6 protein-coding genes are annotated in these 17,189 nt (G+C 44.3%); 4 read left to right on the forward strand and 2 right to left on the reverse strand.

Features of this window, described 5'->3' with window-relative positions:
- Positions 1-3 precede the first annotated feature (3 nt).
- Entirely contained in the window at positions 4-3,126 is a 3,123-nt protein-coding gene (locus DB398_RS18055) for a SusC/RagA family TonB-linked outer membrane protein (RefSeq protein WP_108425859.1), read from the reverse strand.
- 370 nt (positions 3,127-3,496) lie between these two features.
- Between DB398_RS18055 and DB398_RS18060 the strand changes: the two genes are divergently transcribed.
- From DB398_RS18060 to DB398_RS18075, 4 genes are all read left to right on the forward strand, one after another.
- Positions 3,497-6,352: a helix-turn-helix and ligand-binding sensor domain-containing protein gene (locus DB398_RS18060; protein ID WP_234416375.1), complete on the forward strand. Its 2,856-nt coding sequence runs from the start codon at positions 3,497-3,499 to the stop codon at positions 6,350-6,352.
- 364 nt (positions 6,353-6,716) lie between these two features.
- Positions 6,717-9,956: a SusC/RagA family TonB-linked outer membrane protein gene (locus DB398_RS18065; protein ID WP_108425861.1), complete on the forward strand. Its 3,240-nt coding sequence runs from the start codon at positions 6,717-6,719 to the stop codon at positions 9,954-9,956.
- A 3-nt stretch (positions 9,957-9,959) separates the two neighbouring features.
- Complete coding sequence (locus tag DB398_RS18070; protein WP_108425862.1) at positions 9,960-11,681, forward strand: RagB/SusD family nutrient uptake outer membrane protein; 1,722 nt, start codon at positions 9,960-9,962, stop codon at positions 11,679-11,681.
- Between the two features lie 253 nt (positions 11,682-11,934).
- A complete protein-coding gene (locus DB398_RS18075; RefSeq protein ID WP_234416376.1) occupies positions 11,935-15,315 on the forward strand; it encodes a VCBS repeat-containing protein in 3,381 nt (1,126 codons plus the stop codon).
- A gap of 9 nt (positions 15,316-15,324) precedes the next feature.
- Here the strand turns inward: DB398_RS18075 and DB398_RS18080 are convergent, their stop codons facing one another.
- A complete protein-coding gene (locus tag DB398_RS18080; RefSeq protein ID WP_108425864.1) occupies positions 15,325-16,827 on the reverse strand; it encodes an FG-GAP-like repeat-containing protein in 1,503 nt (500 codons plus the stop codon).
- Positions 16,828-17,189 lie beyond the last annotated feature (362 nt).

A 17,189-nucleotide genomic window follows, 5' to 3' on the forward strand; every position in this document is an offset into this window, starting at 1 on the left:
TTTTTAAAATTGTAGATTAATGCCCAACATTCCCGTTCTGGCCTGTGGATAATAGCCACGGTCTATACCAAATACGTTGCCCCCTATTTCGGGATCAAATCCTGTGTACTTGGTAAACGTGATCAGGTTTTCCCCGGTCACATACAATCGTATTTTAGAAATGCCCACTTTGCCCAAAACCTCTTGTGGCAAAGTATATCCGAACTGGATGGTCTTGAACCTCAAATAATCTCCATCCTCTAAATAGAAGTCGGAGGGATTGGTGAAGTTCTTATTGGTATCATTGGTCGTAAGTCGCGGAAAGGAATTTGACGAGCCTTCGCCGGACCATCTGCCCAAAGCCGACGTCTGGAAATTGGCACTTCCAATATCCAATCGTCTCAAAGCTTGGAAAATCTTGTTTCCGGCAGCTCCTTGTGCAAAAACGAGCAGGTCAAAATTCTTGTAGTTCACATTAAGATTGATCCCGAAGGTCACTTTGGGAATGGAACTTCCTATGAAATCCCTGTCATTATCCGTTATGGAACCATCGCCATCTACATCCTTCCACCTGAAATCCCCAGGTCTGGCCACAGGCTGCATCGGCTGTCCTTCAGAATTCACATAGGCATCTATCTCAGCTTGGTTCTGAAAGATCCCATCGGTCACAAATCCATAGAACGAATTGACAGCTTGCCCTATTTGGGTACGGGTAATGGGAAAGGTACTGGCCTGCACCGTAGTACCGCCTGATAAAAACTCGACGCCTTCCCCTAAAAAGGTGACTTCATTGTGGACGGTGGACATATTGCCACTCAACGAAAATCTAAGGTCCCCAAAACTTTTGTTGTAGCTCAACCCTAGGTCCACGCCCTTGTTTTCCATATCGGCCACGTTGCCTGCCGGACTTCCGGTGGCTCCAACATACCCAGGAAGGGGCACATCCCTAAGAATGCCCGTGGTTTTTTTAAAGTACCAATCAAAGGTGACGTTCAATCCGTTGAACAGCGTTGCATCCAAACCAATGTTGGTCTGACTGGTCTCTTCCCATTTCAAATCTGGGTTTGCAGGTGCATCAGGGCTGTTCCCGATGACCACCGATCCTGTGTTGCCCACTGGGTAATTACGGCCGTCGCCTATGGTGGAGAGGTATTTGAAATCCCCGATCTGATCACTACCGGTCACCCCATAGCTTCCGCGAATCTTCAACTGATTCACAATATTGTTCTCTGGCCAAAAGTTTTCTTTGTTGGCCGCCCATCCTGCTGAAAAGGATGGAAATATCCCAAATTTGTTATTGGACCCGAAACGACTTGAACCGTCCCGTCTCACAATACCAGTGAACAGGTATTTTTCTTGAAAGGCATAGTTCAACCTTGCAAATAGCGAGGTAACCTTATGGGTGACCCCTGTGTATGCACTGGCATTGATCTGTTCTGTTGGGATATCAAAATTAAAGGACGCATCCTTGTAATTGTTCACCGGGATGTTGTTGTAGGTTATGGACTGTCCTTCGGTGATATTGTCCACATATACCCCCTGACCCAATAGTACCGTAAAATCATGGCCTCCAAGTGCCTTGTTGTACGAAGCGGTATTTTCAATGTTCCAGCCAAATCCCTTGTTGGTGTTTCGGCTCAGGCTATTCTGGGAGGTCACAAAGGAGGAGGTCAAAAAGGCGACCGGATTGAAGGATTCCCCTCCCCAGTAAGCCAACTTGCCACCAAAAGTGCTCCGTATCCTCAAATTTTCAATGGGCTCCACCTCAACATAGGCATTGCCCACAAAATTGTCCGACCAGCTATGGTTGCCCAATCTTGTTTGGGTAAAAGCCAAGGGATTGGTCATCTCTTGTCCCACCAAAGTGGAAATACCGTAGGGAAATCCATTTGGGGCCAAAATAAGATCTGGTCGCAAACCCCCTGTACCATCCACATAGGGAACCCCTGCCAAAACAGCCGGATCGGTCTCAATGGCCGGTGTTATCGGGTCCAAGTTGACCGCTGAGGACAATGGTCCACCATAAAAGGTGTTCCCATCAATGGCGGCATTTTTCTCATTGGAATATCCAAAAGTCTGGCCTACCCTGATGTAATCGTTGATTTGATGGGTGGAGTTCAACCGGAAATTTTTCCGGATGTAATGGGAAATGTCCGAAACCACGATCCCTTCTTGGTCCAAGTAACCGAAGGAAGCATAAAACGTGGATTTTTCAGTCCCGCCGCTTACGCTGATCTCGTGGTTCTCCCGTTTGGCACTATTGCTGAAAATTTGTTCCTGCCAATCCGTTCCCTTTCCATAGGAGTTTGGATTTGGAAAAAGAATAGATCCACCACCGGCCACAGAAGCCTCGTTACGTAAAGTGGCATATTGGGTCGCATTGAGCAGATCCAACTTTCTAGCAGGGGCGGACATACCTGTATACCCATTGTAGTTGACGGACAATTTTCCTGATTTACCACTTTTTGTGGTCACAAGGATAACCCCGGCCGCAGCCCTAGATCCGTAAATGGCTGCAGAAGCAGCATCCTTTAACACCTCAATGGATGCAACATCGGATTGATTGAGGTATCCTATACCCCCCGCATCCACGATGACACCATCCACAACCCAAAGAGGTTCGTTATTGTTCAGGGTAGTGATTCCCCTGACTCGAATGGTGGAGGCAGCACCTGGTTGGCCAGAATTTGCTGCAATGGTAATCCCTGATGCCCTTCCTTGCAAAGATTGCTCCACCCGGTTGATGGGCAAATCTTGAAGGTCACTTTCCTTCACTCCGGAAATGGCGCCGGTGACCACACTTTTCTTTTGTGTACCATATCCTACGACGACGATTTCATCCAGAAGGCTCACATCAGGTTGGAGTGTGACCTCTATCCGAGATCTACCTGCGACTGCCTCCTCTGTTGGTGTATACCCAACATAACTGAAAACCAAAGTTCCATCCGAAGGAACCCCTATTTCAAAATTCCCATCAAAATCCGTGGTGGTACCCCTGGATGTGTTTTTGAGAATTACAGATGCCCCTGGAAGTGGGGCACCACTTTCATCCTTGACCGTGCCTCGAACAGTTGCGTCCTGGGCCTGTACGAGCACGGTAAACAGTAAAGATAAAGCACATAATACATATGACTTTGTTAGCTTCATGTGTTGTGAGTTTAAGTTAATTAATGTTAAAAAAATGTGCATTTTGCAGCTATGATAGGTAAGATTTTGGCAAAGTCACAATACAATTCCACTACAAAAACACATCAATTACAAATTTTAATCTTACAAAAACACATCAAAAAATATTATATAACATTGATAATCAATTATTTGAAATAAAAATAATACTTATCTGATATGATGTGCTTTTTGTAAAAAACACAACAAACGGATAAATTGCGCTCCATGGACAAGATCAGGGGAAATTATGGGTAGTCAACAAACAGCTTTTTATTGCCTTATTACGTTTTGTCATCTAGAGGTGAGAATCAAGTTCAATAGTAAGAAAACCGCCTTCAAATGGATTCTTTTGGTCCTTCTCTATTTACAGAACCCACTCCTTGGCCTTGGCCAGGTCAAGGGCATTGGATTGCCCAGCATCACGAACTACACAAAAACAGAATACCAAAGCGGGACCCAAAACTGGGACATTGACCAAGATGCCAATGGCAATGTCTATTTTGCCAACAATAATGGGTTATTGCAATTTGATGGATCTACTTGGCGCACTTATAAAATACCCAATTCCAACAATGTCCGGTCCGTTAAGTTCGACCCCGCATCAGGAAGGATCTATGTAGGGGCATACAATCAGTTTGGATACTTTGAATCTAGTGAAGATGGAGGACTATCCTATGTTTCACTGATTCCTAAAATTTTGGATGCCAAATACAGGTCCACCGATTTTATCTGGAACATTCATCTTTTCAAGGACGAGGTCATTTTTCAATCCTTTGGAACCGTATATGTTTTCAAAAATGACCAAATAACCCCTTTGCCTGCTGAAGGAAGGTTCCAGTTTTCATACAAGGCCGGAGACAGGCTTTACTTTCAAGAGGTGACCAAAGGAATCTTGGAATATAAAGATGGTAAGATGTTCACTTTACCTGGGACAAATTCGCTGAATGCCTATGAAATCTGGGGAATCTTTTCATTGGAAGACGATACATTATTGATCGCCACATTGGAAGCTGGCCTTTTCATCCATGATGGGGAACACGTATATCCCTGGAACACCGAGGCAAATCAATTCATCAAAAACAATAGTTCATTGGGCGGGGTAAAGATCAATGAAGATCTCTTTGTACTCAACTCAGTTTTGGGTGGTATTGTCATTTGCAATGCCAAAGGTGAAATCATTCAACAAATCGACTTAAAAAAAGGCCTAAAGAACAATACTGTACTGAGTTCCTTTCTGGACAGTTCAAACAATCTTTGGTTGGGTCTGGACAATGGGATTTCATACCTGAACATCAACTCACCCTTTACCTATTTCAGTTCCAGCCTCAATTTGAGTTCCGTATATGCCACGGTGGTCCATAATGAAAATCTCTATGTGGCCACCAACCAAGGTGTATTCTATCACAAATTGAACGGGACTTTTAAGGACGACTCCTTCAGATTGGTGGAAGGGACCGCTACCCAATCATGGAACATACAGGTAATCGGTGGTGAACTGATCTGTGCGAACAACAAAGGGGCATTGGTCATAGATGGGAACAGGGTAAGCCGGGTTTTGGGATATACAGGCTATTTTGGTTTCAAGGAAATCCCTGGACATCCTGGATATATATTGGGGTCCAATTATGGTGGTTTTTCACTTTTCAAGATGGGTCCTCGAGGTATTGGATTTCAAAACCGGATAGAAGGTTTTTATAATTCTTCCAAGGATTTTGAGATGGATGCGAATCATGTCTGGCTCCTCCGCGATCAATTCCTATATCAGCTCGAATTGGCGGATGACCTCCAGACGTTGTCCATAAAAAAAAGACATACTTCCTTGGGCAATGATGGCAAGGGCATCAACACCCTTAAAAAAATAGACAACACCCTTTACTTCGTTTCTGAAAACCACTTTTATAGTTATTCCAAAGAGTTGGATGCCTTTCGGGAAGATTTGGTCTTAAGCGGCCTCTTCAAGGGGCTCCCTATCATCAATTCCGTATGTAAGGATACTGCCGGGAATTTATGGTACACCTATGACCAATCCAATGAAATTGGCGTACTCATGAAACTGGAAGGCCCTGGATACACCAATGTGCTAGAACCCTTTTCCAATCTAACAGGAAACCTTGTGTTCAACTACCTATCGGTGAATACCATAGACCCAAACAATATCTTTATTGGTTTGATCAATGGGTTGGCGCATTACGATTCCCAGTTTTCCAGGGAAAATATAGCTCGGCCCAAAGCCTTTATACGCAGTTTTTCCTATGGGGACCAAACGATGGTTCAGGGCAATCCCCAGCATAAAGAAATGGAATATAAACTTCCCTATGTCAACAATAATGTGAGTTTTACTTTTTCATCCCCTGATTTTGAAAGTGGCAAGAATATTCAGTATTCCTATCAACTGGAACCCTTTGATAAACAATGGAGCAATTGGTCCAAACTGGCTCTTAAGGAATATACCAATCTCAGGGAAGGAACCTATACCATGAGGGTAAAGGAAAAGAACAGCTATGGTGTGGAATCGGAACCGACATCCCTGACCTTTACCGTGAGTCCACCATGGTACCGACATCCCATTGCCTATATCGGTTATCTTATTTTGGGCTGTTTGATCATTTATTTGATCAGGCTACAGGTACAGGCCAAGATCAGGAAGAACAAATATTATGAGACCATCGAACAGCGCAAGTTATATCTGGAAAAAGAGTCCAAAATACGCATTGAGCAGTACCGTCTGGAAAAAAAGATACAAAAACTCAATAAGGAAAAACTAAAGACCAAGATTTTGGCCAAGGACAAAGAATTGGTGAACAACTCGCTCCAAGTGGTAAAAAAGAACAAAACCTTGAGCAATATAGTCCAAAAGCTAAAGGAAATGGATAGTGAGTCTATGAATGAGGAAACCAAGTCCCAACTGACCACTTTGAAAAAAAACATTCAAAAGGAAATTGGTGGCAACAGTTGGAAAGACCTTGAAAAACACATCAAAAATGTACACTTTGAGTTCTTGAAAAGACTCAAGGAAAAATACCCCCATATTTCGCCAAGGGAACTTGACCTATCCACCTACCTGCTCATGAACATGTCCACCAAGGAAATTGCCGAAGTGATGAACATATCCAATGGCGGTGTCGAATTGGCCCGTTATCGGTTGCGAAAAAAACTCGGCCTATCCAGAAAAGAAAACCTTACCGGCTTTTTGATGAACATCTGACGGACCTATTCAAAAACAGTTCCATTGTCCTAACCATATGTTTCATCTGATCGTTAGCAACTTCTATTTGGGAACATTAAGTTAGGATGCCCTTTCCCTTACTGTTACAAAATCAACTTCATATTGATTTATTGTTATCCATATCACAATAAATTTAAGTAAAACTTCACTTTTTATGAGCCCAGCTGGCGTCCGTGTTCAATCCACATATGTTCCATAAATATCATATTGATGTTTTTTTAAGTTCATTTTTTGGATACTTTAACAATACGTGTTAATTTTTTGATAATTTTTATTAATATTGTTAAACGATTGGAACGACTTGCTCAGTTACAGTTACAATCGAACTCAACAAGCTAAACTTATGGACAAAAACAAAAATCAGAACTTGGCAAAGGGGGCTGATCCCGTAAAAACGCTTTCAGCCTTTCTTTTGTCACTTGTATTGCTCTTGACGTGGGAACCTGCATTATCAGCAAACCCACGCTTCGATGAAACCACACCTCCCTATCAGCTAACGGTAACAGGTACGGTTGTGGACAATCTTGGAAACGTTTTACCTGGTACAAACGTTATCGTCAAAGGAACCACTACGGGTACGCAAACGGATTTTGATGGAAAGTACTCCATCACCGCTGACTCAGATGCTACCTTGATTTTTTCTTATGTGGGATTTAGGACCGTTGAAATACCTATCAATGGGAATTCCACGATAGATGTTTCCTTGGTAGAAGATGCTGCCGCACTGGACGAAGTGGTAGTTACAGGTTATGGTACCCAAACAAGGGGTGAGTTGACCGGTTCTGTCGGAACAGTTGATGTTTCAGAGGCCACCAAGACGCCCATCGTGAATGCGGCCGAAGCGCTCCAAGGTAGGGTTTCCGGGGTCACCATTACAAACAACGGAATACCTGGTTCCTCTCCTGTGGTACGTATCAGGGGGTATGGAACAGGCAATAGTAACGACCCGCTCTACATTATCGATGGTGTACAGACCGATGACCCCAGTATCCTAAACTCCATAAATCCTGCGGATATCCAACAAATGAACGTTTTGAAGGATGGTGCCGCCGCCATTTATGGTGCCAGGGCATCCAACGGTGTTGTCATCATCACCACCAAGACCGGGGGATATAATCTAGATAAAGCTAGGGTTTCACTGGACATGTATACCGGGTTTTCCGTTGCCACCAATCTGCCTGAACTATTGAACCCACAACAACATGGCCAAATGATCTGGCAAAGTATCATCAATGATGGGGAAGTTCCTGACCATATCCAATATGGAAATGGTCCAACCCCGGTTGTACCTCAAACCATACAGGGGGATGTTCCTGTGACCATGAACGTAAGTCCAAATGGTACGAATTGGTTGGATGAGATCAACAGGACCGCGATTACCCAAAACGCGTCCATTACCTTGGAAAATGGTAACGAAAAATCAAAATTTCTATTTTCAGCCGGATATTTGAACCGCGATGGTATACAGATTCATACGGGTTTTAAAAGAGGTTCGGTACGACTGAACTCCGAATTTAAAGTTGGGGAGAAAATCAAGATCGGGCAACACGCCAATATTTCCTTTGATCGAAGAAGTGGCGGACAATCGTGGTTCAATTTTGCCACAAGGATGTCCCCTTTGGTTCCTGTTTACGATGTTGAAGGCAACTTTGCAGGCAACTATAGTAATTCCAACGATCTTGCCAATCCCAATAACCCTGTGGCAGAAGCTACCAGACAAGCCAATGATTTCAGAAAAACCTTTAGGGTGTTCGGGGATATTTATGCTACTTTGGACATCTTGGACGGCCTTCAGTTCAAAACCTCCATTGGTGGTTCTATAAGGGCCTATAACGACAGACGTTTTAGGGCATTGATTCCAGAGTCACCAGAACCTATTTCAACAAATACCTTAACGGAAGCCGATCAAGACACCTACGAATGGGTATGGAGTAACACCTTGAGCTATAATAAGTCCTTTGGCGACCATAGCATCAATGCGCTGGTAGGTATTGAGGCATTGGATGTGCATGGAAAAGGAAAAGAAATATCCAGGACAGGCTATTTCTTTGAGATACCCGAATACTATCTATTGAGCAATGGCGGGGGAGCTCCCAACGTTGCCTATGCCTATGACAATGCATCTTCACTTTACTCGCTGTTCGGGACCGTCAATTATGATTATGATGGACGTTACCTTTTAACAGCTACCTTGAGACGGGATGAGTCATCAAGATTTGTAGGTGACAACAAAAGTGATATTTTCCCATCGTTCAGTGCGGGCTGGGTCGTGAGCAATGAAGCCTTCTGGCCAACTGACACCTTTGTCAGTAGATTGAAATTTAAAGGGTCTTGGGGCCAATTGGGGAATCAAACACTACCTGTGAATAACCCAACTGTGAATTTCTCGGTTTTGAGTGAGCAATATGCCAATTATGTATATAGCGGTAGCGGTGGAGCCACCCAGGGAGCAATTCTGTCAGCTGCGGGCAACCCAAACCTAAAATGGGAAACCAGTGAAACCACTAACTTTGGGATTGAACTGGGCTTCTTTGACAACAGGTTGAATCTGGCTGCGGAATATTTCACCATCACCACCAAAGATTTGATCACCCAGAACAACAGTTTATATAGTTCTACTTCCATTGATGCCGCACCGCCTTATGTGAACTTGGGGTCCATTGAGAACAAAGGTGTGGACGCCACTTTGAGCTTTTCAGACCAGACCAGATCAGGTTTCAAGTATGGCATCGACATCAATTTCTCCAGCTATAAAAATGAGGTTACCGATTTGATCAGTGCCTTCCAAACTGGCTTTGGAGGTTTCAGAACAACCGGAACAGTCACCAGAACACAGGTAGGGCAACCTATCTCATCTTTCTATGGCAGGATAGTGGATGGAATTTTTGCCTCCGAAGAAGAAGTAGCAAATGCTCCAAGCCAAGGTTTTGCTACAAATGCGGACGGGGTTGGTCGTTTCAGATATCGAAATTTAGTTGATATTGATATTGATGGTAATGGCACAATAGACGAAGATGAGATTGTCATTGATGATAATGATAGAACCTTTATTGGTTCGCCCCACCCTGATTTCACTTATGGTGTCAACATTACATTGGGGTACAAAGGCTTCGATATGTCCGCCTTCTTCCAAGGTTCCCAAGGAAACGACATCTTCAACAACGATAAGGTATATACCGACTTTCCTTCCTTCTTCAATGCCAATAGAAGTGTACGGGTACTGGATTCCTGGACCCCGAACAATTTGGATGCCGAATTGCCCGCTTTAAGTGGTAGCATCACTAATAACGAAGGTGCCGCAAACTCCTTCTTTGTCGAAGATGGATCCTATATGCGACTAAAAAACCTACAGATTGGCTATACGTTCAATCAGCAGGTATCGAGTATTCTAGGTATGGACAGTGTTCGGTTATACCTGCAGGGCACCAATTTGTTCACCATAACTGGTTATGACGGTTTGGATCCTGAGCTACAACCAAGACTCTTGGATAGCGGAGCGATCGACAACCTTACTATTGGGGTTTCGGACAACAACTATCCTTTGGCTTCAATTTATTCCTTCGGAATCAATTTAAAATTTTAAAGAATGAAAAAGAAAGTAATATATTCAATAATACTGGCAGGCATTCTATTATGGACCTGTAGTGAAGATTTCACCGAAAAGGCGGCAACGGGAAATATTCCTGATGAAGATTTGAAGACTGCCGTAGGTGTTGACCTTAAACTGACGGCCGCTTATTCCGCTATGGATGGTGAACGTGTGAACAGACAAGGAGAGGGTGTAGCTGCCGGAGGGGACAACTGGTGGTCCGATGTGGTCTCAGATGACGCCCATCGCGGAAGTGAAGATGGGGACAATTCAGCTTTGGCCCAAGTAGAAACCTTGGACTGGCAGACCGGAAACAACTGGTTCTTGGGCAGATGGAGTGCCATTTTTGGTGGAGTCAACCGATGCAACGCCGTTCTTGACCTCATCAACCAAATACCAGATGGGGATTTTACCCAGCAAGAAGGTGAGGCACTTTTCCTTAGGGGGTACTATAATTTTGAACTTCAAAAGTTTTGGGGCAATGTCCCTTTCATTTCTGTTGAGAATTTGGTGAATGAAGAGTTCAATCAACCCAACCCAGGCCCTATCTGGACTGAAATAGAAGCAGATTTTCAAGCGGCCATCGATAAACTGGATGAGGAAATTATACTCGGAAGGGCGAACTCATGGATAGCCAAGGCCTTTTTAGGCAAAGCATATCTTTACCAAGGTAAATATGACGAGGCCCTACCCTTATTCAATGACGTAATCAACAATGGCCCATATGCTTTGAACGAGGAATTCGTCAACAACTTTAACTTTGCGGGGGAAAATGGTCCCGAATCCATGTTCGCTATCCAGTTTTCTTCCGATACTGGGCGTTCTTTCAATGGAAACGGAGCCGGCACCTTGAATTTCCCCGGTGGCGGACCATTGGAAACTTGCTGCGGCTTTTATCAACCTACGCATGATTTGGTGAATGCCTTCCAGACTGACGGTTCAGGGTTGCCATTGTTGGATTCATATGCCGCAACCGATGTTGAAAATGATTACGGCATCAACAGTGATGCCCCCTTTACACCACATGCCGGACCACTGGATCCCAGATTGGACTACACTGTCGGAAGAAGGGGCATCGATTACAATGGCTTTGGGTTAAATCCCGGAAAATCATGGATAAGGGCAGCTTTCACTGATATTTCCGGTCCCTATTTGCCCAAAAAGAACATGTACCAAGCCGGTGAGGTGGATGCCAATAGAGGTATTGGTGGCTGGGGCTCTGACTGGTCGGGCATCAACTATAACGTAATGCGGTTTGCAGATGTGTTGCTAATGGCAGCCGAGGCAGCCGTGGAGAAAGCAGCTCCAGACCTGCCAATGGCCTTGGATTATGTAAACCGGATCCGAAACAGGGCAAAGAACATGACGTATGTACAGGCTCTGGATGCAGATAACAACCCTATTCCGAACACTGATGCGGCCAATTATCAAATTGAGCCCTATGCTTCCTTTCCTAATCAGGATTATGCCAGACAAGCCGTTCGCTTTGAGCGTCGTTTAGAATTGGGCATGGAGGGACACCGTTTGTTCGATTTGAGAAGATGGGGGGTTGCGACAGAGACTATCAATACCTATATCCAAAATGAAGGTGAAGATTTTGATCAGTCTAGTTATGACACAAAATTTAGAGTTTACGAACCAAAATTCGATTTATTTCCAATCCCTATCAATGCCATTGACCAAAGTGGTGGCATATTAAAGCAAAACACTGGGTATTGATAAACACATAATAGATTGAGTTAGTTTAATTTTGATTTAAGTAAGGTAGGTTGCCAGTCTATATTGGCAGCCTATTTTGATTTTAAGTGGCATGCATTAATCGAAAAATAGTCGTCATTAGCCAATTGTTAATCATCAAGGACTAAGATGCAGTATTTTGAATTTGTATTTTTAATTCAAAGGAATCGCCATCAAAGGAAAGTGAACCCTATGGTATGGAAAAATGATGGTCCTACAGTTTATAACCAAAAGCATGTCATCCAAAATATTGGTCAACCCAAAAAAATTCAGCACGGTGAATAAAAGTTATATTTTAATCGCACTAGCCTCATTACTGGTTTTTTCTTGCTCAAAGAAACAGGAGGATACATTGTTCTCCAAGGTTTCCTCAAAACATTCCGGTATTACATTCAACAATCAAATCGTAGAGACGGACAGTTTCAACATCCTCACCAGCGAATACATCTTCAATGGCGGAGGGGTTGCCGTGGGCGACTTTAACAATGATGGAAAACCAGACCTTTTTTTTACGGGAAACCAGGTAACCAATAAACTCTACCTTAACCAAGGGGATTTTAAGTTTAAGGATGTCACTGAAATTTCTGGCGTGGCAGCCCCTGAAAAATGGAAAACGGGCGTTGCCGTGATTGACATCAACAACGATTCCCTCCTTGACATCTATATCTGTGCAGCCATGTTCTCCACTCCTGAAGAAAAGGCCAACATCCTGTTCGTTAATCAGGGAATCGATGGGAATGGCATTCCGAAATTCAAGGAAATGGCCAAGGAATATGGTATTGCGGACACGGGAAACAGCATGAATGCAGCTTTTATCGACTATAACAAAGATGGCTATCTGGACCTATACGTGCTCAACAATGTGGACATACACATATTGCCCGCAAATTATAGGGAGAAGATAACCGACGGCACATCATTGAGCAATGACCGTCTGTATCGAAACAATGGGGACAATACCTTTACGGACGTCACCATGGAAGCAGGCATCACTATAGAAGGTTATGGCCTAGGTGTTGCAATATCCGATCTGAATTATGATGGATGGCCTGACATTTATGTAAGCAATGATTATCTGAGCAATGATATCCTCTACATCAACAATGGGGACGGAACATTTACGGACAAAATAAGCCAGTTCGTGAAGCACCAAAGCAAGTTTTCGATGGGTTCCGACATTGCCGATTTCAACAATGACGGCTTTCTGGATATCATTACGCTTGACATGCTCGGCGAAACCAATTACAGGCTGAAGACCACCATCAAAGAAAGCCGCTACAACGATTATTACATGAACGACAAGTTTGGGTATGACTACCAATACATGAGGAACATGCTCCAAATGGGACAAGGCTCCAACATGCCTTTCAGTGAGATTGGACTGATGGCCGGAATAGCCAAAACGGACTGGAGCTGGTCTCCCCTCTTCGTGGATGCCGATAATGATGGACTCAAAGATCTTTTGATCACCAATGGATTTCCGCGGGACATTACCGATCTTGATTTTGGTGAGTTTCACTTCAACGTGCGCAAATACCTCCGCCCCTCCCAAATTTTGGATTCCATCCCAGTGGTGAAAATACCCAACTACGCCTATAAAAATGAAGGCAACGGTCAGTTCAGCGATGTGGGAAAAGCATGGGGATTGAACATTCCCTCGTTTTCAAACGGTGCCGCCTTTGCCGATCTCGATGGCGATGGCGATTTGGATTATATCGTCAACAACATCAACGATGAAGCATTCCTGTTCAAAAATAATGCACAGAGCAAGAACCAAGGCCGGAACAACTTTCTACAAATGGACCTCAAGGGTCCAGCCACCAATCCGGCAGCCTTGGGCACTAAGGTCGCCATCAGGTTTACCGATGGAAGTTTTCAATATTACGAACATCAGTTGAACCGAGGCTATTTGTCCACCGTACAGGGCATGGCGCACTTTGGCCTTGGTGCACCCCAGACCGTGGCATCCATTGAGGTGTTATGGCCCGATGGGAAATTTCAAGCCATCAAGGACATTCCGAGCAACCAAATCCTCACCATCAATCATAGGGAGGCGGTTTCGCCAAGTTCACAGCAACTTGCATTTCCCCTAGTTCCAAAGGAGCCCAAACCTATCTATGAGGAGGTTTCGGAACAAATAGGCATCAGCTATGTGCACGAAGAAGAAGACAAGGTCGATTTCAATGTACAGCGTACCCTCCCCCACAAACTCACACAGAATGGTCCTTGCATTGCCAAAGGGGACATCAACGGCGATGGCCATGAAGACTTTATAATTGGTAGCTCGCCGGGACACTCGCCCATGATCTTCTTTCAAAATTCGTCCGGCTCTTTTACCGGGACACCGCTTTTCTTGGACACCGAAAACATAGCATACGAAGAAACAAGCTTGGCCCTTTTTGATTTGGATAATGATGGTGACCTGGACCTTTACATGGTCTCCGGCAGCAATGAGTTCGATTTGGGGTCCCCTTTCTATGCCGATCGGTTGATGATCAACGATGGCAAAGGGAACTTTAAGCTTTCGACAGATAAAATGCCCCTAATAAATGCAAGTGGATCGGTGGTCAGGGCAGAAGATTTTGACGGGGACGGTTATACCGACCTGTTCATAGGGGGGCGAACCCCATTTTCACAGTATCCCATGGCTGAAAACAGCTACTTGTTGAAAAATGAAAAAGGTGTTCTTGTCGATGTGACGGATACCTATTGCAAGGCCCTCAGAAAACCTGGAATGGTGACCGATGCCAAATGGGCCGATCTGGACGGGGACAATCTAAAGGATTTGATTTTGGTCGGTGAGTTCATGCCCATCACTGTTTTCATGAACAAAAAAGAAACATTCCAGCCCTTGGAAAATACGGGCATCCATCAACTTTCAGGATGGTGGGAATGTGTTCTGGTCGAGGATTTTGACGGGGACGGGGATATGGATATCATAGCCGGAAACTTGGGCACCAACAACTTTTATCGTCCTACGACAGAAAGACCTGTCACCCTATTGGTGAAGGATTTTGACAAAAATGGATCCAATGACCCCATTCTCTTTGCCTATTTCAAGGAAAGTTTTGAAGATTCCACCTTCACTTCCTATCCTGTGAATTTTTGGGGAGACCTGATTGGGCAAAGCCCTTTGTTCCGAAAAAAGTTTGACTACTTTAAGGAATATGCCAAAGCCGGTAAAAATGACCTTTTTACCCCCGAAGAACTGGAAGGGACCCTTGAACTGGCAGCCAATCACGACCAAACCAGCTATTTTATAAATAATGGAGAGGGGCAGTTCAGTATGGGTGAACTTCCGTGGCAAACGCAATCGGCACCCATAAAATGCATGATCACAACACCAGCAGATGGAAATACTTCAGCAAATGTGCTGATGATCGGCAATGACTTTGGCAATGAAGTGTTCATCGGTCGGTATGATGCCTTCAATGGTGGGGTCCTGCTTGGGGACAACAAGGGTGGTTTTGAATTCAAGAATGCCATGGACAGTGGCTTCAAAGTACCCGGGGATGGAAAAGACATGATATTGGTCGAGAAAGCAGGTGGGGGAACTCCTTATGTAGTTGTGACACAAAATAAGGGCAAACTGCTCGTGTTTTCCAAAAATGAGTAATTTATAAGGCTATTTCAAGGTGTTTTCCAACACCATCAAATCGGTCAAGGATGCACTCCATTTTTGGGACAGATCTTTCGGAATTGGCGTAAAAAAATAGGTAAAGGTGCTAAGGATGATATCTTGGTCCCCATCGGCATCCACATCCGCGGCCTTCATCAAAAACCATTTGCCATCAACTTGCTCCGGTAAGGTACGTTCCGTAAAATCAAACCCACCGCCGCCTTTGTTTTCGAGGTAGACAAAAGATTTCACAGGTCTGTCCGCATAGTCAGGGAATGTGGAAATGAGTGCTATGTCCATATCCCCGTCCCCATCATAATCAAAAGTTTCACTTCTGGTGGCACCGTACATGGGATAGAAAAAGGATTCCTCAAACTCATTTTTGCCATTGTTCAAGTGAATCCGTAGGCCATGGTAAGGCTTTAATATTTGTGTCTTATCGGCATTATCGCCGTGAACCGTGATGATATCCTCGTCCCCATCGCCATCAAAATCCACCATTTCGAACCAACTGGTACCCATCAAAGGACTGAACCGCAACAACGTATTCGCACTGAAGGCCAAATCATCCTTTTGGTAAAGTGCCATTATGGCCTCGTCTCCCTGTGCCTTCATGAATACGATATCATCCTTGCCATCCCCATCCAAATCCCTGACAATGGACCGCATTGCCCCTGGGCTATGTATCAGCACCTTCTTTTGGTAGATACCATTTGAATCCTTTTGGATAAGGGAAAGATCCCCTGTCAAATGGCCAAACTCGCAGACCACAATTTCCAATTGTCCATCTTTATTGAAGTCATGCACCAAACTATGCACTGGCCTGTGGAGTCCCGTGATCAAAGTATCCGTGGCAGTTTCGTTCCTTGACAACAAGGCGCCCTCCTTTTGCTGCGAGGGGTTCAAAATCCCCACAGCGGTAACAATATCCCCAAAATCTGTGGGGTTAAACGCGGTCACAGCACTTTGGGCCCTAAAAATGTTCTGGGATGCGCCCTGCACATAATCAAATGTGTTCACACTCCCATCCAAACTTCCTATCAAAATATTCTGGCTGTCCCCATCATACCCTAAAAAGGAAATTGCCGCACCGGGAACACTGTCCATGGATATGGATTTGAATTCAAATTGTTTCAACGGCCGTATTGATGGATTTTTGGGAATCATTGGAAGTCCATCTGGGGCATTTGCCAAGATATAGTCTTTTAACTTTATCCAGTCTTCCTGGGAAATAGTGGGTATAGGACTGTATATCCCTGCCTGTTTGATATCATACTGCTCTGCGTGGGTGTATCCTTTGTAGGGATCGTAATTTAGATCTTTGATCCCCATACGTGCCCCCATTTCCGGTAAAACCGAATTTTCCCAAAGCTCTTTGGTCAAATGGTCTATTCGAGGAGCTGTATGGCAGCTTGCACAATGGGAGGCATATAACCTTTCACCTTGGTTCTGGGTTGGCTTTGCGCATGATGCAACCATCAGTAAAAGCAGTAAAAATTGAAGTCTCATTCAATTCGTTTAACTGCAATATAATATTATTCGCTTTGCCTTCCAATTTATTCAAATGTACTGTTTCAGAAAGATGGGCATTCAACCCCATCGTATCCTAATCCATCTCTGAACCATATTCATTTGCCACGCCAAAAAGCTTCTTACAACAAAAAAAAGCGAACCTCTTGAAAGAGGTCCGCTCCGAATTAACTAAACTAACTCAAATCCACTCCGTGGTGTCCATTGCACAGGTGCCCACAGAGAAGTTTCGGCCAATCCTTTTGATCAGGTGATCAAATTCCTGTTCTCGTCCCATTCGGCCACGATGTTGCGCTTGCCCTGGTCCACACACTTGGCCAACCATTCCGGGTCGTACGACA

This window comes from Flagellimonas amoyensis (assembly GCF_003058265.1).
Classification (GTDB): Bacteria; Bacteroidota; Bacteroidia; order Flavobacteriales; family Flavobacteriaceae; genus Flagellimonas; species Flagellimonas amoyensis.

What these genes read in the sequence shown, in the direction of transcription:
- DB398_RS18055 (WP_108425859.1), bottom strand. Translation starts at nt 3,126, where the DNA reads ATGAAGCTAACAAAGTCATATGTATTATGTGCTTTATCTTTACTGTTT.
- DB398_RS18065 (WP_108425861.1), top strand. Translation starts at nt 6,717, where the DNA reads ATGGACAAAAACAAAAATCAGAACTTGGCAAAGGGGGCTGATCCCGTA.
- DB398_RS18070 (WP_108425862.1), top strand. Translation starts at nt 9,960, where the DNA reads ATGAAAAAGAAAGTAATATATTCAATAATACTGGCAGGCATTCTATTA.
- DB398_RS18075 (WP_234416376.1), top strand. Translation starts at nt 11,935, where the DNA reads ATGTCATCCAAAATATTGGTCAACCCAAAAAAATTCAGCACGGTGAAT.
- DB398_RS18080 (WP_108425864.1), bottom strand. Translation starts at nt 16,827, where the DNA reads ATGAGACTTCAATTTTTACTGCTTTTACTGATGGTTGCATCATGCGCA.